This window comes from Pseudomonas sp. GM41(2012) (assembly GCF_000282315.2).
Classification (GTDB): domain Bacteria; phylum Pseudomonadota; class Gammaproteobacteria; order Pseudomonadales; family Pseudomonadaceae; genus Aquipseudomonas.
The window spans coordinates 2,007,408-2,027,221 of sequence record NZ_AKJN02000006.1; the positions used below are offsets into that span (position 1 = coordinate 2,007,408).

General features: G+C 59.4%; 19 protein-coding genes. 10 read left to right on the forward strand and 9 right to left on the reverse strand.

What is annotated here, in order from left to right; genetic code table 11:
- Positions 1-100: 100 nt before the first annotated feature.
- Positions 101-1,426 (forward strand): prephenate-dependent tRNA uridine(34) hydroxylase TrhP, encoded by a 1,326-nt coding sequence (gene trhP / locus PMI27_RS16780; RefSeq protein WP_008148372.1) that lies wholly within the window; start codon positions 101-103, stop codon positions 1,424-1,426.
- Positions 1,427-1,629: 203 nt separating this feature from the next.
- Here the strand turns inward: trhP and PMI27_RS16775 are convergent, their stop codons facing one another.
- Positions 1,630-2,496 carry a LysR substrate-binding domain-containing protein gene (locus PMI27_RS16775; RefSeq protein ID WP_008148369.1) on the reverse strand — a complete coding sequence of 289 codons (867 nt, stop codon included), beginning with the start codon at positions 2,494-2,496 and terminating at the stop codon, positions 1,630-1,632.
- A gap of 96 nt (positions 2,497-2,592) precedes the next feature.
- On the opposite strand from PMI27_RS16775, the gene PMI27_RS16770 reads away from it, so the two are divergent.
- A complete protein-coding gene (locus tag PMI27_RS16770; protein WP_008148366.1) occupies positions 2,593-3,501 on the forward strand; it encodes a DMT family transporter in 909 nt (302 codons plus the stop codon).
- A gap of 157 nt (positions 3,502-3,658) precedes the next feature.
- On the opposite strand, the gene PMI27_RS16765 is transcribed toward PMI27_RS16770, so the two are convergent.
- On the reverse strand, positions 3,659-3,889 hold the full coding sequence (locus PMI27_RS16765; RefSeq protein WP_008148364.1) for a hypothetical protein: 231 nt from the start codon (positions 3,887-3,889) through the stop codon (positions 3,659-3,661).
- A 92-nt stretch (positions 3,890-3,981) separates the two neighbouring features.
- A complete protein-coding gene (locus PMI27_RS16760) occupies positions 3,982-4,695 on the reverse strand; it encodes a FadR/GntR family transcriptional regulator (protein WP_008148362.1) in 714 nt (237 codons plus the stop codon).
- Positions 4,696-4,974: 279 nt separating this feature from the next.
- On the opposite strand from PMI27_RS16760, the gene PMI27_RS16755 reads away from it, so the two are divergent.
- Both PMI27_RS16755 and gudD read left to right on the forward strand, forming a co-directional pair.
- A complete protein-coding gene (locus tag PMI27_RS16755) occupies positions 4,975-6,318 on the forward strand; it encodes an MFS transporter (protein WP_008148360.1) in 1,344 nt (447 codons plus the stop codon).
- Between the two features lie 37 nt (positions 6,319-6,355).
- Positions 6,356-7,699 carry a glucarate dehydratase gene (gudD, locus tag PMI27_RS16750; protein ID WP_008148357.1) on the forward strand — a complete coding sequence of 448 codons (1,344 nt, stop codon included), beginning with the start codon at positions 6,356-6,358 and terminating at the stop codon, positions 7,697-7,699.
- 109 nt (positions 7,700-7,808) lie between these two features.
- Here the strand turns inward: gudD and PMI27_RS16745 are convergent, their stop codons facing one another.
- Positions 7,809-8,684, reverse strand: a complete 876-nt coding sequence (locus PMI27_RS16745) for a LysR family transcriptional regulator (RefSeq protein WP_008148354.1) — start codon at positions 8,682-8,684, stop codon at positions 7,809-7,811.
- A 158-nt stretch (positions 8,685-8,842) separates the two neighbouring features.
- Between PMI27_RS16745 and ampC the strand changes: the two genes are divergently transcribed.
- Positions 8,843-9,985 carry a class C beta-lactamase gene (gene ampC, locus PMI27_RS16740; RefSeq protein WP_008148353.1) on the forward strand — a complete coding sequence of 381 codons (1,143 nt, stop codon included), beginning with the start codon at positions 8,843-8,845 and terminating at the stop codon, positions 9,983-9,985.
- 78 nt (positions 9,986-10,063) lie between these two features.
- Here the strand turns inward: ampC and PMI27_RS16735 are convergent, their stop codons facing one another.
- Positions 10,064-10,432 (reverse strand): DUF6124 family protein, encoded by a 369-nt coding sequence (locus tag PMI27_RS16735; RefSeq protein ID WP_008148352.1) that lies wholly within the window; start codon positions 10,430-10,432, stop codon positions 10,064-10,066.
- Positions 10,433-10,687: 255 nt separating this feature from the next.
- Complete coding sequence (locus tag PMI27_RS16730; RefSeq protein WP_008148349.1) at positions 10,688-11,272, reverse strand: DUF4174 domain-containing protein; 585 nt, start codon at positions 11,270-11,272, stop codon at positions 10,688-10,690.
- A gap of 179 nt (positions 11,273-11,451) precedes the next feature.
- On the opposite strand from PMI27_RS16730, the gene PMI27_RS16725 reads away from it, so the two are divergent.
- On the forward strand, positions 11,452-11,820 hold the full coding sequence (locus PMI27_RS16725; protein WP_008148348.1) for a VOC family protein: 369 nt from the start codon (positions 11,452-11,454) through the stop codon (positions 11,818-11,820).
- 42 nt (positions 11,821-11,862) lie between these two features.
- On the opposite strand, the gene PMI27_RS16720 is transcribed toward PMI27_RS16725, so the two are convergent.
- Both PMI27_RS16720 and PMI27_RS16715 read right to left on the reverse strand, forming a co-directional pair.
- A complete protein-coding gene (locus PMI27_RS16720) occupies positions 11,863-12,648 on the reverse strand; it encodes a sulfite exporter TauE/SafE family protein (protein ID WP_008148346.1) in 786 nt (261 codons plus the stop codon).
- 224 nt (positions 12,649-12,872) lie between these two features.
- Positions 12,873-13,622 (reverse strand): hypothetical protein, encoded by a 750-nt coding sequence (locus PMI27_RS16715; RefSeq protein WP_008148344.1) that lies wholly within the window; start codon positions 13,620-13,622, stop codon positions 12,873-12,875.
- Positions 13,623-13,874: 252 nt separating this feature from the next.
- Between PMI27_RS16715 and PMI27_RS16710 the strand changes: the two genes are divergently transcribed.
- The 3 genes from PMI27_RS16710 to PMI27_RS16700 all read left to right on the forward strand — a co-directional run bounded on the left by PMI27_RS16710 (position 13,875) and on the right by PMI27_RS16700 (position 16,440).
- The gene (locus PMI27_RS16710) at positions 13,875-15,023 is read left to right on the forward strand and encodes an aldose epimerase family protein (protein ID WP_008148341.1); all 1,149 of its coding nucleotides are present in this window, start codon (positions 13,875-13,877) and stop codon (positions 15,021-15,023) included.
- A 95-nt stretch (positions 15,024-15,118) separates the two neighbouring features.
- Complete coding sequence (locus PMI27_RS16705; protein ID WP_008148338.1) at positions 15,119-15,940, forward strand: aldo/keto reductase; 822 nt, start codon at positions 15,119-15,121, stop codon at positions 15,938-15,940.
- Between the two features lie 29 nt (positions 15,941-15,969).
- Positions 15,970-16,440 (forward strand): DUF1810 domain-containing protein, encoded by a 471-nt coding sequence (locus PMI27_RS16700; protein ID WP_008148336.1) that lies wholly within the window; start codon positions 15,970-15,972, stop codon positions 16,438-16,440.
- On the opposite strand, the gene PMI27_RS16695 is transcribed toward PMI27_RS16700, so the two are convergent.
- Positions 16,405-18,765, reverse strand: a complete 2,361-nt coding sequence (locus PMI27_RS16695; RefSeq protein ID WP_177327858.1) for a DNA polymerase II — start codon at positions 18,763-18,765, stop codon at positions 16,405-16,407. The genes PMI27_RS16700 and PMI27_RS16695 overlap by 36 nt on opposite strands.
- A gap of 608 nt (positions 18,766-19,373) precedes the next feature.
- On the opposite strand from PMI27_RS16695, the gene PMI27_RS16690 reads away from it, so the two are divergent.
- Complete coding sequence (locus PMI27_RS16690; protein WP_008148332.1) at positions 19,374-19,814, forward strand: CBS domain-containing protein; 441 nt, start codon at positions 19,374-19,376, stop codon at positions 19,812-19,814.

Here is a 19,814-nt window from a genome sequence, read left to right on the forward strand (position 1 = left end):
CGCGCGAGTGCCATCCGTTTGTTCATCAAGCATAGATCCAGATCAATGAACCTCGCGGGCAAGCCGCTTACTCTCGGCAGCTTTTGTGACCGACTCTGCCATGACTCTCCTACCTCCAGAACTGCTGGCCCCCGCCGGCACCCTGAAAAACATGCGATATGCCTTCGCCTACGGCGCCGATGCGGTGTACGCCGGTCAACCGCGCTACAGCCTGCGGGTGCGCAACAACGAATTCGATCACGCCAATCTGGCCCTCGGCATTCAAGAGGCCCAGGCTCAAGGCAAGCGCTTCTATGTGGTGGTGAACATCGCCCCGCACAACGCCAAGCTAAAAACCTTCCTCAAAGACCTGGCGCCGATAATTGCCATGGCGCCGGACGCGCTGATCATGTCCGACCCGGGCTTGATCATGCTGGTGCGCCGGCATTATCCGCAGATGCCGATTCACCTGTCGGTACAGGCCAACACGGTGAACTGGGCCAGTGTCGAGTTCTGGCAGCAACAAGGCTTGAGCCGGATCATCCTGTCGCGGGAACTGTCCCTGGAAGAAATCGCCGAAATCCGCGAGCAAGTCCCGGCGATGGAGCTGGAGGTGTTCGTCCACGGCGCCTTGTGCATGGCCTATTCCGGTCGCTGCCTGTTGTCGGGTTACATGAACAAGCGCGACGCCAATCAGGGCAGTTGCACCAACGCCTGTCGCTGGAAATATTCGGCGCAAGAGGCCACTGAAAACCAGCTAGGCGAAATCGTGCAGACCTTCCAGCCCGAACCGACCCTGGGCATCGGCGCCCCGACCGATCAGGTATTCCTGCTGCAGGAAGCCAATCGGCCCGATGAACTGATGCCGGCCTTCGAAGACGAACACGGCACTTACATCATGAACGCCAAGGACCTGCGCGCGGTGCAGCACGTCGAGCGCCTGACGCAGATGGGCGTGCACTCACTGAAAATCGAGGGCCGGACCAAATCCCATTTTTATTGCGCACGCACCACTCAGGTTTACCGCCGGGCGATCGACGACGCGGTGGCCGGTCTCGAGTTCGACCGCAGTCTCATGACAGATCTGGAATCCCTCGCCCAACGCGGCTACACCGAAGGTTTTCTGCGGCGGCATGTGCATGACGAATACCAGAACTACCAGCACGGCAGTTCGGTGTCGGAGCGGCAGCAGTTTGTAGGCGAGTTGACCGGCGAGCGGCGTGACCGGATGGCGGAGGTCAAGGTGAAGAACCGATTTGGTTTGGGCGACCACATGGAACTGATGACGCCCAAGGGCAACTTCCAATTCGACTTGCATCAACTGCAAAACCTCAGGGGCGAGCCTATCGAAGTGGCACCGGGGGATGGGCATACGGTGTATTTGCCGATTCCGGATGCGGTGGATTTGAGGTTTGGGTTATTGATGCGGGATGTGGGTGTATCTTGAATCCACCCCTCACCCTAACCCTCCCGAAACGTCGGACCGCCCCAAGGGGGCGAGGGGACTGACCGAGTTGTTTCTTAGAGCTACATCGACCTGAAATTCCGAGTCGAACTCAGGTTTGAAAGGCTTGAAGATCGGCCCCCTTTCCCCCTCTCCCCGTTGGGGAGAGGGCTGGGGTGAGGGGTGGCTTTCAGACCCGACGCCTATTACGCCGTGAACTCCTCCCGCAACATCCCCACAAAAGCCTCACGCGCCGGGTGAACCCCGGCGTTTTCATGCCAGTAAAACAGGTTGTCGATCGCCGTCAGCTCGGGGAACTCATACCCTGCGCAACCCGCCCCTTTGGCGTACTGATCAAACACGCCTTTTGGCACCAGCGCGACACCCGCCCCGGCACTGACACAGCCGACAATCGCTCCGTAACTGGCCAGGCTGACAATCGGCAACGCCTGCCCCTGCCGCAGCAACCAATGCTCCAGCGCCGCCCGGTAGGGACAGCCCTGGGGCCACATGAACACGGTCTTGCCCTGCAAATCCGCGATGTCACGCACCGGCCCCAGTGAAGTCGAGGCGATCAACAAAAGCTCCTCGCGGTACATCGGCGTGCGCTTGAGGTGTGAGCGCTCGACATCCACCGCGACGATCGCGCCGTCGAGCCGGTGATTGAGCGTGTCGTCGAGCAATTGGCTCCAGGTGCCGGTGGTCAGCTCCAGCGCCACCGCCGGGAAACGCTTGTGGAATTTCGCCAGCAAACGCGGCAATCGACCGGTCGCCGACGACTCGATGGCGCCAATGCGCAACGGCCCGGACGGCTCGGCCGAAGGGTCCACCGCGCGCTTGGCTTCCGCCGTCAGGGCGAGAATTTTCGAGGCATACGCCAGAAAGGTCTGCCCCGCCGGGCTGATTCGCAGCCCTCGGCCCTCGCGCAGAAACAGCGCGACACCCAGCTCCGCTTCCAGGGACTTGATCCGTGCCGTGATATTCGACGGCACGCAATGCAATAGCTCGGCTGCCCGAGCGATGCTGCCGACCTCGGCGACGGTCTTGAACATGCGTATCTGTGCCAGCTCCATACATCACCTAAAGTGAAGAGTTGACGCACTATAAGTCAGTTGTGGAGAACAGTCAGGCTTCTGATACTGGGTGCATTCGCCTACAGGTGCCCGATCATGAAGTCACTCACGCCCTCCTCCGGCTCTCCCGTCAAAATCTTCCTGGCCATGGCATTTGTGGTCGGCTGCTGGGGTTACTCGCCGACCGGCATTCACATCGGTTTGCAGGCCTATGATCCTGGTCATCTGGCCTTGCTGCGGTTTCTGCTGGCATCGGCATTCATGGCGGTGATCGCAGTGTTCCGAGGCATCAGCCTGCCGAACAGGCGTGACTTGCCGCTGCTGTTCGCGCTCGGTTTTTTTGCCGTGAGCCTGCACCATGTCGCGTTGAATTTCGGCCAGCAAAGTGTCAGCGCCGGAGCCTCGAGTGTGCTGGCGCAATCAACGCCGTTGTTCAGCACGTTGCTGGCGCGTTTCGTGTTCAACGACCGGGTGAGCGTGTGGCGCTGGGGCTGCGTTTTTCTGGGATTGATCGGCGTGGTGATTGTGGTAGCCGGGGATCACGGACTGGGGAGCATCGATGCCCATGGTTTGTTGATCCTGCTGGCGGCGGTGTCATGGAGTTTCTACTTTGCCTTGCAGAAGCATCACTCGCGGCGCTACGACGGGCTGACATTGGTGTGTTACACGGTTTGGTTCGGGACGCTGCTGCTGTTGGTTTATCTCCCGGGACTGGTGAGCCAGGTCATCACCGCTCCGGTTGAAGTGCAGCTTGCGGTCATCGGGCTGGGCATTTTCCCAAGTGCCCTTGCGTATCTCGCCTGGGCCTATGTGCTGACTCATGTGGATTTGAGCCGCGCGACAATGACGCTGTACCTGATTCCACCGACCGCCATGGCGATTGCCTCTTTTGCGCTGGGCGAGCGGCCGACGTTGATGATCGTTGCGGGAGCACTGGTGGTGCTGGTCAGCGTACTGGCATTGAATCTGGAGCGCAGGCCGGTGGTTCAGGTGGCTAGCGTCTGATCTGTGTTGAGGCGCAGAACCTGTGGGAGCGAGCCTGCTCGCGATGGCGGTCTTACATTCAACACATACGTTGTCTGCCAGTCCGCTATCGCGAGCAGGCTCGCTCCCACAGGTTCTGCGCCTTAACTGACTGGCATTGGCCATGCGCCGGTTGTTTTTATCGCCTGTCATCGGACAGCGGTGTTGGTTCATCGGGCGGAGGCACGTCCTCGGCCGCATCAGGGTCCATCCAGTCTTCAGGTCGATCAGTGTCGACCTCGGCCGGGTCCCGCGAAGGGTCCATGCCGGGTGGCGCGTCGTGATCCATGCGCGGCTCGTCGGTGCCGGAAATAGGTCGGGTGGGGTCGGTATTGGGCGTTCCACCCTGGAACATCGAATCGTTAGCCATGACGCACCTCACTGATGAGATCCAGCAAATCTGGGCCGTACTCGTTGGAATCAGGGCCGCGGATGAGGTGCTATCGAGTAGACAAACGGTGATCAGCCATCGGCCGAAAACCGGTCGCGACTGTTGGTCAGGTGCAGCCACATGGCCGCCCGCGCCGCATCCGGGTCCTGGCGTTTGATCGCATTGAGAATCGCCTCGTGCTCAAGGTTGGCCAGTTGCCCGAGCTTGCTCAAGTCCACTGCGCCGCGCTCGGCGGCATTGACGCGGGTGCGCGGGATCATGGCGCTGCCCAGGTGCTGCATGATTTCGGTGAAGCACACGTTGCCGGTGGCTTCGGCGATCAGCAAGTGGAAGCGCTTGTCGGCTTCGACGCAGCTGTCGTTGTTGGCCAGCAGGCTTTGGTAGTCGTCCAGCGCTTCGCGCATCTGTACCAATTGATGCTCGGTGCGACGGGTTGCCGCCAGTGCGGCGGCCTGGGTTTCCAGGCCCATGCGCAACTCCAGAATGCTGCGCACCCCCAGCGCGGTATCGACGTTCAACCGCAGTCCCTGCTCCGGTGCTCGCTCGATAACAAAGGTGCCGATGCCGTGCCGGGTCTCCACCAACCCGGACGCCTGCAATTTCGAGATCGCCTCGCGCACCACCGTGCGACTGACGCCGTGCTCCTGAACAATCGTGTTCTCGGACGGCAGCTTGTCACCGGGCAGCATCTGCCCGAGCAAGATGCTCTGGGTCAGTTTGGCGACCAGGTCATGGGCCAGGTTGTGGGTGCGCTTGCGGGAAGGCGCGTCGAGGTTTTCTTGCATGGCGATCATCCGAAGGGGCTACCGGAATCGTAGCACTGCGCTGGACGGGAATCTCAGGAAAACTCCGATCAACTTGTATGACAACACTCAACAAATCGCGCATACAGGGCCGCTACGAAGGTCATCCATTGCTGCAAAATGAATAACAAACCTCTCATCAAGCGCCATTTTGTTGGACAACGACCCTTGCGCGACGAAAAAACGTAGTTGTATGATGTCTATCAACACAGCAACACCCAGTCACACCCCGCATAAAAATAATCAGTGGGAGATAACGCAGTGAATACATCCATATCCGGGATGAACGATGGCGCCGATTCGGTCCTGAAGTCCGCCATCTCGAAAGTGAAACGCCATGTTCTGCCGCTGTTCGTGATCATGTTCATCGTCAACTACATCGACCGCGTGAACATCGGCTTCGTCCGCGCCCACATGGAACATGACCTGGGCATCGGCGCTGCCGCCTACGGCCTCGGCGCCGGTCTGTTCTTCATCGGTTACGCGCTGTTTGAAGTCCCCTCCAACATCCTCCTGCAAAAAGTCGGCGCGCGAATCTGGCTGACCCGCATCATGCTGACCTGGGGCCTGGTCGCCGCTGGCATGGCTTTCATCCAGAACGAAACCCACTTCTACATTCTGCGATTTCTGCTCGGCGTGGCCGAAGCCGGTTTCTTCCCCGGAGTGATTTATTACTTCACCCGCTGGTTGCCTGGCGTTGAACGCGGCAAGGCGATTGCCATCTTCCTCAGCGGCTCGGCGATAGCTTCGCTGATCTCCGGCCCGCTGTCCGGGTTACTGCTGCAAATCAGCGGTTTCGGCATGCACGGCTGGCAATGGATGTACTTCATTGAAGGGATGTTCTCGGTCGGGCTCTGCGTGTTCGTCTGGTTCTGGCTGGACTCCAAACCTCACGACGCCAAATGGCTGAGCCGCGCCGAACAAGACGCGCTGGTCAAAGCCATCGACGACGAACAACTGGCCCGCGAAGCCGCGACGCCGATCAAACCGTCATTGGGCAAGCTGCTCAAGGATCGCCAGATCATCCTGTTCTGCCTGATCTACTTCTTCATCCAACTGACCATTTATGCCGCGACCTTCTGGCTCCCAAGCATCATCAAAAAGATGGGCGACCTGAGCGACATTCAGGTCGGGTTGTTCAACTCGATTCCATGGTTGCTGTCGATCGTCGGCATGTACGCCTTCGCTTCACTGTCGGCCAAATGGAAGCATCAACAAGCCTGGGTCGCCGCTGCCCTGCTGATCGCGGCAGCCGGGATGTTCATGTCCACCACCGGCGGGCCGATCTTCGCCTTCGTTGCGATCTGCTTTGCTGCGCTGGGTTTCAAATCGGCCTCATCGCTGTTCTGGCCGATTCCTCAGGCCTATCTGGATGCACGGATCGCGGCAGGCGTTATCGCGCTGATCAACTCGGTGGGCAACCTCGGCGGCTTTGTCGCGCCGACCACGTTCGGCCTGCTGGAAGAACGCACCGGCTCGATTCAGGGCGGGCTGTACGGCCTGGCCGCGACCTCGATCATTGCCGCAATCATCGTCTTCGCCGCACGCAACAAACCGAAATCCGCACCTGCTGCACTGGCCAAACCAGCGCCCAATCACGCCTGAACACTCATGTAAGAGCACTGTTTTGAAGGACATGACAATGAACACACAAGAAACCGCCAAAGCCCCGATCATCACCAGCATGCAGGTTGTTCCGGTGGCCGGCCACGATGGCATGTTGCTCAACCTGAGCGGCGCCCACGGGCCGTTTTTCACCCGCAACATCGTGATCCTCAAAGACAACGCCGGTCACACCGGCGTCGGTGAAGTACCGGGCGGCGAGCGCATTCGCCAGACCCTCGAAGACGCTCGCTCATTAGTGGTCGGCAGCCCGATCGGCACGTATCAGAAGATCCTCAATCAAGTGCGCCAGACCTTCGCCGATCGCGATGCTGGCGGTCGCGGGTTACAGACGTTCGATTTGCGCATCACCATCCACGCCGTCACCGGCCTGGAAGCCGCCCTGCTTGATCTCTTGGGCCAGCACCTTGACGTGCCGGTAGCCGCCCTGCTCGGCGAAGGCCAGCAGCGTGATGAAGTGAAGATGCTGGGTTATCTGTTTTATGTCGGTGATCGCAACGAAACCGACCTGGCCTACCGCAGCGAACCGGACGCCGACAACGACTGGTTCCGCGTACGTCACGAAAAAGCCATGACCGCCGACGCCGTGGTGCGTCTGGCCGAAGCGGCTCACTCGCGCTACGGTTTCAAGGACTTCAAACTCAAGGGCGGCGTGCTCAGTGGCGATCAAGAAATCGAAGCCGTCACCGCCCTGGCCGAACGCTTCCCCGATGCGCGCATCACCCTCGATCCGAATGGCGCGTGGTCACTCAAGGAAGCCATTCGCCTGTGCCGGGATCAGCATCACGTACTGGCTTACGCCGAAGACCCGTGCGGCGCGGAAAACGGTTATTCGGGCCGTGAAGTCATGGCTGAATTCCGTCGGGCCACGGGTCTGAAAACCGCCACCAACATGATCGCCACCGACTGGCGGGAAATGGGCCACGCGATCCAGTTGCAATCAGTGGACATTCCGCTGGCCGACCCGCACTTCTGGACCATGCAGTGCTCGGTCCGTGTGGCGCAGATGTGCCATGAGTGGGGCCTTACCTGGGGTTCGCACTCCAACAACCACTTCGATATTTCCCTGGCCATGTTCACCCACGTCGCGGCCGCCGCGCCGGGTGACATCACCGCCATCGACACCCACTGGATCTGGCAGGACGGCCAGCGCCTGACCAAAGCGCCGCTGCAAATCGTTGGCGGCTGCGTGCAGGTGCCGAAGAAACCCGGGTTGGGCGTTGAACTGGACATGGATCAACTGGCCAAGGCTCACGAGTTGTACAAAGGCATGGGACTGGGCGCGCGGGATGACAGCGTGGCGATGCAGTTTCTGATTCCCGGTTGGAAGTTCGATAACAAGCGGCCGTGCCTGGTGCGCTAGGTCTATCGAAATCCCGCGATCCTGTAGGAGCCGAGCTTGCTCGCGATGAGGCCATAGCATTCGACATCTCCTCTGTCGGTCAAACCGCTATCGCGAGCAAGCTCGGCTCCTACAGGTGTGTCGCTTGCAGCAGCCAGCCCTTGAACGCCGTCATCGCCGACGTTTCAGGGCGCGACTGCAAACGGGTCAGCCAGTAGCTGCCGGTGGTGATCCCGATGGCGAACGGTTGCTCGATTGCACCCGCCGCCAGTTGTCGGGCGAACATCAGCGGCGGCGCCAATGCCACGCCCGCCCCTTGCAGCGCCGCTTCCATCATTGCCAGCGACGAGTCGAAGACGATGCTTCGGGGCGGCGCTGCGTGGGTCGAGAGGCCGGTGGCCTGAAACCATTCGGGCCACTCGTCCGTGCGATAAGAACGCAACAGCGTTTGCTGCAACAGGTCTATCGGTGTTTTCAGTTGCCGGGCAATTTCGGGAACGCACAATACCGATAACGGCGCCTCGATCAACCTGACTGCTTCAATCCCGTGCCAGGCTCCTGCACCAAACCGAATCGCGTAATCCAACCCTTCAGCCGCCACATCCACGCGATTGTTGTTGGTCGACAGGCGCAAATCTATGAACGGATGTTTCGCCTGGAAGTCCGTCAACCGTGGCAACAACCAGCCTACCGCGAACGTCCCCACTGCGCCGACCGTCAATACCTCGCGAAAATGTCCGCCCTCGAATCGCTCAAGAGTTTGCGCGATACGGTCGAAAGACTCGCGCAACACCGGCAGCAGGGTTTCGCCCTCGCTGGTCAGCATCAGCCCGCGGGGCAAGCGCTTGAACAGGGTCACGCCAAGTTGCGATTCAAGGCTCTTGACCTGATGGCTCACCGCCGCCTGTGTGACACACAACTCAACGGCCGCCCGGGTGAAACTCAAATGCCGGGCGGAGGCCTCGAAGGCGCGCAATGCATTGAGCGGTAATTGAGGCCGGATCATGCCCACTCCCAAATTTTTCTAATGGCTCGTCCGAAATATCATCGGTTGTCGAACCTCGGCAGACTGCATAGATTGGCTCGCCCATCAGCAACCCGGATTGAAAAGCCGCTCGGAGTGTAGCGGTTAACACCCTTGAACTCATGGAAAGTGAATCAATCATGCATAACAAACTCGCGCTCTACAGCGCTTTCGCACTTTTCCTCAGCGCCGGTCATTGCGTTGCTGATGACCGCATTGAAGCCATCGTGAAAGCCGCCATCGAACCGGTGATGCAGCAACAGCAGATCCCCGGTGTCGCGGTTGCGATTACCGTCAACGGCCAACCTCATTACTTTAACTACGGCGTGGCCTCGAAGGAAAACGGCAAAGCCGTCACCGAAGACACCCTGTTCGAAATCGGCTCGGTGAGCAAAACCTTCACCGCCACCCTCGCCGCCTACGCTCAGGCCACCGGCAAATTGTCCCTGTCGGACAAGGCCAGCAGCGTGCTGCCGGAACTGCGTGGCAGCGCGTTCGATAACATCAGCGTGCTGCAACTGGGCACCTACAGCGCCGGTGGCCTGCCGCTGCAATTCCCCGACGATGCCGATGCACCGGACAAGATGCTCGGCTACTTCAAGCAGTGGAAACCGACTTATGCCGCCGGCACCCATCGGCTGTATTCGAACCCGAGCCTGGGGTTGTTCGGCTACCTCGCCGCCCAAAGCATGGGCGCGCCGTTTGATGACGTGATGGAAAAAACCCTGCTGCCGAAACTCGGGCTGAAACACACTTACCTCAAGGTGCCGCAAGCTCAAATGGGGCTTTACGCTCAGGGTTACAACAAGGAAGACAAACCTGTACGGGTTGGGCCGGGGGCACTGGATTCGGAGGCTTATGGGGTGAAAACCAGCGCGGCGGATCTGATTCGGTATGTTGAAGCGAACATGAAACCGTCGGGGCTTGAAACGCCGATGCAGCGGGCAGTCGCCATCACTCACACTGGGTATTACAAGGTCGGAGAGATGACTCAGGGGCTGGGTTGGGAGTTCTACCATTACCCGGTCACCCTCGATAAATTACTGGCGGGTAACTCGACGCAGATGGCGATGGAGGCTCACGAAGTCCAGTGGCTGACCCCGCCGCAACCTCAACCGGAAAACGTGCTGATCAACAAGACCGGTTCAACGGGCGGCTTCGGTGCTTATGTGGCGTACGTGCCGTCGAAAGACATCGGCATCGTGATCCTGGCCAACAAAAACTACCCTAACCCTGAGCGGATCAAGATTGCTCATACGATATTGAGTGCACTGGCCAAGTAGCCAAGAAACTCAAATCTCGTAGCAGCAAACAAAATGGGCGACCCCTTGGAGGTCGCCCATTGTCGTTACTGCTTCAACTCAATGCAGAGTTGGCGGCTGAGCGTCAGGTGCATCGCTTCTCGGATCAAGATTTTCCCGTGCCCGATTCACCAACAACTCGGTGACCGCCGCCAATTGCTGAATCGACAGCAGCACTTTGCGGTTCGAACCTTCCAGTTTCCCGGCAAAACTCGCAATCAGGACATTCAGGGCGGCAAGGTTTTCGCAGGCCTGATTTAGCAGGGTTAGTGTGTCGACACCAGCAGCAACAGTGAAAATCTGCTGGGTCGTGGCGGTACGCCTGGCGCTTCGGGTGACTGCGCCTTTTGCGGTTTCACACGGCTTCGCGCGATCGGGATGTTCGGCGTCGCTTGGGGTTTGCGGTTGATGCTTGCTGGACTTGTTCACAGACGAGGCTCCTTTTTGTGCCATTGGTGTTTTCGTCCCTGGATCCCTCAGTGTCGCGGATTCCCACGTCCGACCGCGTTTTTGCGGTGGCTGACGAAGGCTAGCGGTGCGCTCTGACAGAAACCAGTTCATAAAGACCGACAGGACTTGCAGGAAACTTCCGAGACCAATAGAAGCTGATACATCTCCCCCCGAAACACCCAATTTTTTTTAGCCGCTGGCGCAGGCTGCGCCAGCAGCTACAAAAGTCTGCGTTCAATCATCCGGCATTTCAGGCGGCTTGGCAGGCTTCGCCGGTTTGCCAGGTTTGCCCGGCTTTGCGCCTTTGGCACCGTTGGCACCGTTGGCGCCGTTGGCGCCGTTGGCCGGTGCGACTTCAGTGACCGGCGGCGGTGTCGGTGCCGTGGCTTCTTGCTCTGTCGCCGGTAATTGGTCGACGGCGGCGAAAATCTCCTTCAGCTCGATCGCGCCCGATTGTTCAAGCTTCTTTTCCCCGTCCTTGCCCACCAGGATGACCTTGCTCTTCGCGCCGGCACCCAACTTGAGCGAGCGGATCAATGCCGCCGTGTCTTGTGGCCCCAGGTCTTTGCCCTCGCGCTGGCCCATCAAATTGAGCACGGTGTACAGGACCATGTTTCGCTCGGTGAACCCCTTGCGATTGGTCGGTTCATCCAGCGACTTTTTCAGGCTGACCCACGTGGGATCGACCGTGCTCGGAGCGATGACAATCAACGGCCGGGCCCTGCCCTTGTCCATATCCAGCGGTGAGCCGTCATCGGCAGCGAGCAAGGGACCGGCGAAAGCCAGCAGGGTAGTCAGGGTCAATGACCTGATGAGCATGCGCATCTCCTTTTGATATCCACGCTCTAATGATTGCGCATCGCGGCGTTCGTTCCGGGTGACGCACGCAATTATGTCTCGCCTTGCCCCAAGCTTAGGTCAGGGCGGTCATTGCGCAACAGCCTGAGCTAATCTCATAGCTCAACAACCAAGCCCTGATCCGCCGTGAGGACCTCTGCATGAGCGCTCAGTTGAACCACACCATCGTCTGGTGTCGCGACAAGCAGACATCAGCCAACTATCTGGCAGACATCCTTGGCCTGCCCAGCCCCGAACCCTTCGGCCCGATGCTGATCGTCAAGTTCGACAATGGCGTGTCGCTGGACTTCTACGACAATGACCCGCCGATTGCCTCCCAGCACTACGCGTTTTTGATTGGTGACGACGATTTCGATGCGGCCTTCGCCCGCCTGCAAGCCCGACAGCAACCCTGGTGGGCCGACCCTGGCAAACAACGACCGAACGAGATCAACGATTACGGCGGTGGCCGGCGGGTTTACTTCGATGACCCGGACGGGCATCTGCTGGAGATTCTGACCCGGCCCTGAGCGCGCCTGCCAAGCGGGTTTGTTTCTGGAAGCTCTACCCGGTTAAAAGGCTAGTTTGTACCCGATCAGCACCAGCATCGTGGCCAGGCAAGGGCGCAGCACTTCATCGGAGATGCGGCCAGTCAGGTGGCTGCCCAGGTAAATCCCCGGCAGCGAACCGATCAGCAAATAACCCAGCACGTGCCAATCCATATTGCCCATGCTCGCATGGCCGAGGCCGGCCACCAGGGTCAGCGGTACGGCGTGCGCGATTTCAGTGCCTACCAGACGGCGGGTCGGCAACAGCGGATAGAGAATGAACAATGCGACGGTGCCCAGGGCGCCAGCGCCGATGGAGGTCAGGGCAACCATGGTGCCCAGGACCAGACCGGTAATCACGGTCAGTACATTCAAGCGCTTGCCGCTGGGGTTGTAATGACCGCCCGCGCGTTTGTGGGCGAAATCGAGCAGGCGTTTCTTGAAGAAAATCGCCAGCGCCGTGGCAAACAGGACAAAGCCCAAGGCCTGTTTGATGACCGCGTTCATCGCCTCGGGCGACGTTTGCAAGGTGCTCAGGAACCACAACGTCAGCGCCACCGCCGGCACACTGCCGAGGGTCAGCCAACCGGTAATCGCCCAGTCGATGTTCTTGTTCTTTCGATGAACCAGCACACCACTGGATTTGGTAATGGCCGCGTACAGCAAATCCGTCCCCACTGCGGTGGCCGGATTGACACCGAACCACAACAGAATGGGGGTCATCAAAGAACCGCCACCAACGCCAGTCATCCCGACAATAAAGCCGACCACCAGACCTGCCACGACTAAACCGAAATTACCGAATTCCATTAACACGCCCACAAAAAACGCATGAAAAATCTGGACCGCAGCATAGCGATTTTTCTTATAACCACTTATATCGATGCGAACTATCGTTATTCCCTGAACACACTACTCCCCTGTGGGAGTGAGCCTGCTCGCGATAGCGGTTTAACATTCAGCAATGACGTTGACTGTGAGTCCGTCATCGCGAGCAGGCTCACTCCCACAGGGATCTGCTGAGTTGGCCAAACTTATTGCACGGGCAGGAAGTTGAGAAACAGCAAACTCTGCGCGTAATTCAAACCGATACGGCGGTAGCGCTCGTCCAGCATCTGCGTCAGCAGGTCCAGCCGCGCGACGATCTTGCCGAACTCCACGGCAAAACTCAGGTTGCTGCCCTCCTCCGAGATTTCATTGGAGAACAGCAACGGCTCGCCGTTCTTGTTTTGCCGCTGGCTGAGTATCCAGGTGGCTTTCTCGATGTTGCGGGCAGCGTTGCTGACGAACGTCGGGTTGATCACATCCGTCATGTAGAACTCGAGCCGATTGCCGTGGGCGGTGACGAGCATGCTGCCGATGGCATAGATGAAAGCACCGACCCGGTCGCCGAGAAACTCCGGGCTCATGGCATAACTCAGCGCTGCGAGGTCTTTCTTGCCCCCCAGAGTCGGCAGCGGCTGTTGTTGTTCGATGGCCATGCGCACTTGCTTGCCAGCGGTGCGGGCGTCGAGGAAGCCGGATTTTTTCAACTCGTCCGGGTTGCGCAGGTAGAGCTTGCTCATCAGCAGGTAGAGGCTGTCGAGGTTGTCGCGCATCGCCAGGGTCGCTATGCGGTCGACGCTGGTCTGGAGAAATTCCTGGGGTTTACCTTCGCGGAACTGGTTGACGATGTCGCTGCCCTGCTGCTGGCTGCACCCAGAGGCGGCGAGCATCGACAAGCAGGCCAACAGCAGGCAACGGCGGCGGATGGGTGTGGTGGTGCGGGTTAAAACTCGAGCCATGGGTTATTGAACTTGGGCATGGGCCGGCGGTGGGGATTCGCCGCAGGCTGGCCAAGGGTAGAGCCGTGAATTCCTGAAAAGTGCAGTGCCGACGGTCCGTAAGCGTTGGCACCCGTCAAGAGGACCACCACATTAGTCATACTTTATAATTGCAACAACTCATACATAAGCTATAAATCCTTCCTTGATCGCATTGAAATTCGATTATTAGTATGACTACTTTGCCAAAAACAACAAAAAGGAAGGTCAACCATGCTTCAATCCCGACACCCGCTCTGCGTCCTTGGACTGTCCCTGATGATCGCCCCCCTCTGCGCCCAGGCCGCCGGCCTGTCCAGCGAACACAAGGCCTTCGGCAAAACCAATGACGGCACGCCCGTCGAGCAATACATCTTGCGCAACAGCCATGGCCTGACCGCCACGGTCATTACTTACGGCGGCATTTTGCAGTCGCTGAAAGTGCCGGACAAAAACGGCAAGTTCGACGATGTGGTGCTCGGTTTCGATAATGTGCAGGGCTATCAGAGCGGCACGGCGTACTTCGGTGCGACCATCGGGCGCTTCGGCAATCGCCTGGCCAACGGTGCTTTCGAACTGGACGGCAAGCGCTATCAGGTACCGCTCAACGACGGTTCCAATTCGCTGCACGGCGGCCCTCAGGGTTTTGACAAACACGTCTGGAAAGCCCAGCCGAGCAGCGGCAAGGATGCGGTCGGCGTGACCATGACCTACCTGTCGGCGGACGGTGAAATGGGCTTCCCCGGCAACCTGAAAACCGAGGTCACCTACAGCCTCAATGAGCAAAACGAGTTGCGCATCGACTACAAGGCTTCCACCGATAAAGCCACGGTGTTGAACCTGACCAATCACAGCTATTTCAACCTTGCCGGCGCGGGCAACGGGGATGTGCTGAAACAGCTCGCCACCCTGCACGCCAGCCATTACACGCCGGTCACCGGCAAGCTGATCCCGACCGGCGAACTGGCCCCGGTGGCCGGCACACCGATGGACTTCACCCAGCCGACCGCCATTGGCAAGCACATCAACGCCGATCACCCACAGTTGAAATTTGCCGAACCGAAACAGGGCGGCTTCGATTTCAACTGGGTGCTGAACGCCATGGGGGATGTGGGTCAACTCGCCGCCGAGGTCAGCGATCCGCAATCCGGTCGTCGCTTGCAGCTCTACACCACCGAGCCCGGTGTGCAGTTCTACACCAGCAACTTCCTCGACGGTTCGGTCAAGGGCAAGGCTGGCAAGGTCTATCCGCACTGGGGCGCGTTCACGCTGGAGACCCAGCACTTTCCGGATTCGCCGAATCAGCCGACCTTTCCGTCCACGCGCCTGGACCCGGGCAAGACCTATGCCCAGAGCACTGTGATGAAGTTTTCTGCCCAGTAAAAAGAGCAAAAGATCTTTTGATTTGGCGGCGGAACCCTAGAGCTATTCTGTTGCCAACCGGTGAGTACTCATCGATTCAAAATAAGGAGATTTGAATGCGGACCCTCGAACTGGCCGGCGTCAACGTACCGGTCATCGGTCAAGGCACCTGGCGCATGGGCGAAGACCGTTCCCGGCACACCCAGGAAGTGGCGGCTTTGCGCCTGGGTATCGAGTTGGGCATGACCCTCATCGACACTGCTGAAATGTACGGCGAGGGTGGCGCTGAGGAAGTGGTCGGTGAAGCCATCGCCGGCAGGCGCGACGAAGTGTTTCTGGTCAGCAAGGTGTACCCGCACAACGCTAGCCGCAAAGGCATCCCCCAGGCGTGCGAACGCAGTCTGCGGCGGCTGGATACCGATTACATCGATCTCTACCTGCTGCACTGGCGCGGCCAGTATCCCCTCGAAGAAACGGTCGAAGCCTTCGAACGCCTGCGGGTCGAAGGCAAGATCGGTCGCTGGGGCGTCTCCAATTTTGATGTCGACGACCTGGAGGAACTGGCCTCACCGGCCTGTGCCACCAATCAGGTGCTCTACAACCTGGAAGAACGCGGCATCGAGTTCGACCTGCTGCCCTGGAGCCGCCAGCATCGAATGCCGGTCATGGCCTACTGTCCGATCGGTCAGGGTGGGCCTATGCTGAACCAAACAACGCTCAAGCAAATAGCCGCCCGTCACCGTGTGACGCCGGCCCAGGTAGCGCTGGCATGGATGCTGCGTAACGAAGGCGTGATCGCCATCCCCAAAGCGGTCCGACCCGAGCACGTTCAACTCAACGCGCAAGCGGCGCAATTGCAACTGGAGGCTGGGGACCTGGAGGCGCTGGACCAGGCGTTTCGCGCGCCACAACGCAAACAGCGGTTGGCCATGGTCTGAGCCATCGCAGTCTGTCAGAGGGCTTCGGCATGAGAAGCACTGATCAGGACGATTCCTTTAATCTGCAACGCTTTATCCAGGCACAGGAGCCGGTGTTCAAACGGGTCCAGGCCGAGCTGAATGCCGGCCACAAGCGCAGTCACTGGATGTGGTTCATCTTTCCGCAATTCGCAGGGTTGGGCGGCAGCGAGATGTCCCGCCACTTTGCCATTCGTTCCAAAGAGGAAGCTGAGGCGTACCTCAATCATCCGCTGCTGGGTTCACGGTTGCGCACCTGCACGCAAATGGTGCTGAACATCGAAAAAAGCTCGGTTGCCGGCATATTCGGCCATCCCGACGATCTCAAGTTTCACTCTTCCATGACGCTGTTCGCCCAGGTTGCCGGCGCTAACAGCGACTTTCATCGAGCACTTGACCAGTATTTCCACGGCATCCTGGATGACTGGACGTTGTTGCTGCTGGACTCAAAACAGGCCCAACTGCCCACCAATCAACGTTGAAAAGTCGTCGTCCACGAAGGGCAGAATGGCGTCCGCCACCGGTTGCAGTTGCCGGGTGACGTAGTGGTCGTAGTCGATGGGCGCGCTGCGGATTTCCAGCGGCTCGGGCCCGGCGACGGTGATCACGTAACTGATCCAGCCACCGTTCTGGTATTGCCGCGGACGGCCCTGCTGGTCGTTGTACTCATCGGCAATCCGCGCGGCCCGCACGTGGGGCGGCACGTTGCGCTGATAGTCATCGAGGGTGCGGCGCAGGCGCTTGCGGTAGATCAGGCGATCGTCGAACTCCCCCGCCAAGGTCTTGCGCACGTAGTCGCGCACATAATCCTGATAGGGCTTGCGATTGAAGATGCGCAGGTACAGCTCCTGCTGGAATTGCCGGGCCAGCGGCGACCAGTCGGTGCGCACGGTTTCCAGGCCTTTGTAGACCATTTCGTCGGTGCCATCGGCGCGGGTCACAAGCCCCGCATAGCGCTTCTTGCTGCCCTCCTCGGCGCCGCGAATGGTCGGCATCAGAAAGCGTTTGTAGTGGGTTTCGAACTGCAACTCCAACGCACTTTCCAGACCGTATTCCTGCTGCACATGCTCGCGCCACCACTGGTTGACGTGATCCACCAGCGCGCGGCCGATCTGTGCGGCTTCTTGTTGACCATGGGCACGGCGCAGCCAGACGAAGGTCGAGTCGGTGTCGCCGTAAATCACCGTGTGGCCCTGGGCTTCGATCAGCTGTCGCGTACGCAGCATGATCTCGTGACCGCGCAGCGTGATGGACGACGCCAGGCGTGTATCGAAGAAGCGGCAACCGCTGGAACCGAGCACGCCGTAAAAGGCGTTCATGATGATCTTCAGGGCCTGGGACAACGGCGCGTTGTGTTCGCGCTTGGCGGTCTCGCGACCTTCGGCAACCCGGGCGACGATGGCGGGCAGGCAATGCCGGGTTCTGGAAAAACGCGCACCGCGAAAGCCTGGCACCGACTCGCTGTCATCGGGATGTTTAAGGCCCTCGATCAAGCCCACCGGGTCGATGAGAAAGGTTCGGATGATCGACGGATAGAGGCTTTTGTAGTCGAGCACCAGCACCGACTCGTACAGACCCGGTTGCGAGTCCATGACAAACCCGCCGGGGCTGGCTTGCGCAGGCTTGTTCCCGAGGTTCGGTGCGACGAAACCCTGGCGGTGCATCAGCGGCATGTACAGGTGAGTGAACGCCGCCACTGAGCCGCCGCTACGATCCGCCGGCAAACCGGTGACGCTGGCCCGTTCCAGCAGAAAGGTCAGCAGCTCGGTCTTGGCGAAAATCCGCGTCACCAGCTCGCAGTCCTTGAGGTTGTACTTGGCCAGGGCCGGTTTGTCCTCGGCGAACATGCGGTTGATTTCGTCCATGCGCTGGTACGGATTGTCGATCGACTTGCCTTCGCCAAGCAGGGTTTGCGCGACGTTTTCCAGGCTGAACGAAGGGAAACTCCAGGTCGCCGAGCGCAAGGATTCGATGCCATCGATGATCAGCCGGCCGGCAGCCGAGGCGAAGTAATGGGTGCGGCTACCGTGTTCGCGCCAGTGCATTTCTTCGCCGCCACGCCCCAGTTTCAGCGGCACCGCCAGGCGCCGGGCGTGTTCGTGAAGAACGCGCAGGTCGAATTGCACGACGTTCCAGCCGATGATCGCGTCGGGGTCATGGCGGGCGAACCATTCGTTGAGTTTTTTCAGCAGCAGGGTTCGGGAATCGCAGTATTCGAGTTGGAAATCCACCTCGCTGTTGTCGCCATTGGGCGGGCCGAGCATGTAGACCTGGCGCTCGCCACAGCCTTCCAGGGCGATGGAGTACAGCTCACCCTGAGCGGTGGTTTCGATGTCCAGGGAGACCAGCCTGAGGCTCGGACGATAGTCGGGGTCGGGTTTCATCTGCGCATCGAGCAGCAGACCCTCGGCGTTCGGTGTGCCACTGAATCGGACCGGCGCGGTGATGAAACGCTCCATCATGTAGCGTTCCGGCGGGCGCACATCGGCTTCGAACATGTCGACGCCGGCCTTGCGCAGCGCGGTTTCCAGACGCATCAGTTGACCGTGCTGCTGGCAATACAGACCGAGTACCGGACGGTGCTCGAAATCCAGCAACGCCAACGGCCGCAGCTCGACGTTCTTTTCGCCGCGCAGCAGCGCTTCGGCCTGCTCGCGCTGGGCGGCGGGGACGAACGCTACCGACGGTTGATGAGGCAGGCGGATCCGCTGGGGACCGGTGTCGGTCGCCAGCCAGAACTCGACTTCCGTACCGGCCGGAGTATCGCGCCAATGCCGGGTCAGGACGAAGCCCCGCTGTAAATCCACCACTGCAACCTCAAGATTTGATTCAAGGCGCAATTCTACGCGTCATTGCGGGGGATAGCGTCCACCCCTCACCCTAACCCTCTCCCCACGGGGTAGAGGGGACTGACCGAGTTGATTTTTAGACGTTCTGCGACCGAGGAAATAGAGTCGAACTCCGGTTTTGAAAACCATGGAAATCGGCCCCCTTTCCCCCGTGGGGTAAAGGGGACTGACCGAGTTGATTTTCAGACGTTCTGCGACCGAGGAAATAGAGTCGAACTCCGGTTTTGAAAACCATGGAAATCGGCCCCCTTTCCCCCATGGGGTAGAGGGGACTGACCGAGTTGATTTTCAGATGTTCTGCGACCGAGGAAGTAGAGTCGAACTCTGGTTTTGAAAACCATGGAGATCTGCCCCCTTTCCCCCTCTCCCCCATGGGGAGAGGGCTGGGGTGAGGGGGGGCTCTTGAAGTCGCTGCCATTGCAGGTGTTTATCGACCTGGTACGGAGATATTCCGAAGAAAAACCGCTGAATGGCGTTTTTTGCGCGTTATCTGCCGCTTTCTGCCTTGCCCTCAGCGCCCGTGTCTACGATTCTTCAAGGACAACGACAACACCTGAGAAACTGCCATGAAAACCGTCGCCCAACTGCTGAAGTTAAAGGCTGAACAGAACCATGAGGTCCACACCATTGCACCGCATCAAATGGTGCTGGAAGCGCTGATGGTCATGGCCGCCAAAAACGTCGGCGCCTTGCCGGTCTTGAGGAATGGCGAGGTCGTCGGCATCATCAGCGAGCGTGACTATGCACGCAAACTCGTGCTCAAGGGCCGCTCCTCCGTCGGTACGCCAGTCGAGGACATCATGGTGTCGCCGGTGATCACCGTGGACACCCATCAAACCGTCGAAACCTGCATGGGCATCATGTCCGACAAACGCCTGCGCCACTTGCCGGTGGTGGAAAACGGCCAGTTGATCGGTTTGCTGTCGATCGGCGACCTGGTCAAGGAGGCCATCGCCGAACAGGCCGAATTGATTCGCCAGCTGGAACAGTACATCCGCGGCGAATAG

Bases quoted from the DNA above. Each gene is read 5' to 3' on its own strand.
- PMI27_RS16720 (WP_008148346.1), bottom strand. From the start codon at position 12,648: ATGGAATTCGGTAATTTCGGTTTAGTCGTGGCAGGTCTGGTGGTCGGC.
- PMI27_RS16765 (WP_008148364.1), bottom strand. From the start codon at position 3,889: ATGGCTAACGATTCGATGTTCCAGGGTGGAACGCCCAATACCGACCCC.
- PMI27_RS16775 (WP_008148369.1), bottom strand. From the start codon at position 2,496: ATGGAGCTGGCACAGATACGCATGTTCAAGACCGTCGCCGAGGTCGGC.
- PMI27_RS16710 (WP_008148341.1), top strand. From the start codon at position 13,875: ATGCTTCAATCCCGACACCCGCTCTGCGTCCTTGGACTGTCCCTGATG.
- PMI27_RS16760 (WP_008148362.1), bottom strand. From the start codon at position 4,695: ATGCAAGAAAACCTCGACGCGCCTTCCCGCAAGCGCACCCACAACCTG.
- PMI27_RS16700 (WP_008148336.1), top strand. From the start codon at position 15,970: ATGAGAAGCACTGATCAGGACGATTCCTTTAATCTGCAACGCTTTATC.
- PMI27_RS16725 (WP_008148348.1), top strand. From the start codon at position 11,452: ATGAGCGCTCAGTTGAACCACACCATCGTCTGGTGTCGCGACAAGCAG.
- PMI27_RS16770 (WP_008148366.1), top strand. From the start codon at position 2,593: ATGAAGTCACTCACGCCCTCCTCCGGCTCTCCCGTCAAAATCTTCCTG.
- PMI27_RS16745 (WP_008148354.1), bottom strand. From the start codon at position 8,684: ATGATCCGGCCTCAATTACCGCTCAATGCATTGCGCGCCTTCGAGGCC.
- PMI27_RS16730 (WP_008148349.1), bottom strand. From the start codon at position 11,272: ATGCTCATCAGGTCATTGACCCTGACTACCCTGCTGGCTTTCGCCGGT.
- PMI27_RS16705 (WP_008148338.1), top strand. From the start codon at position 15,119: ATGCGGACCCTCGAACTGGCCGGCGTCAACGTACCGGTCATCGGTCAA.
- PMI27_RS16690 (WP_008148332.1), top strand. From the start codon at position 19,374: ATGAAAACCGTCGCCCAACTGCTGAAGTTAAAGGCTGAACAGAACCAT.
- gudD (WP_008148357.1), top strand. From the start codon at position 6,356: ATGAACACACAAGAAACCGCCAAAGCCCCGATCATCACCAGCATGCAG.
- ampC (WP_008148353.1), top strand. From the start codon at position 8,843: ATGCATAACAAACTCGCGCTCTACAGCGCTTTCGCACTTTTCCTCAGC.
- PMI27_RS16715 (WP_008148344.1), bottom strand. From the start codon at position 13,622: ATGGCTCGAGTTTTAACCCGCACCACCACACCCATCCGCCGCCGTTGC.
- trhP (WP_008148372.1), top strand. From the start codon at position 101: ATGACTCTCCTACCTCCAGAACTGCTGGCCCCCGCCGGCACCCTGAAA.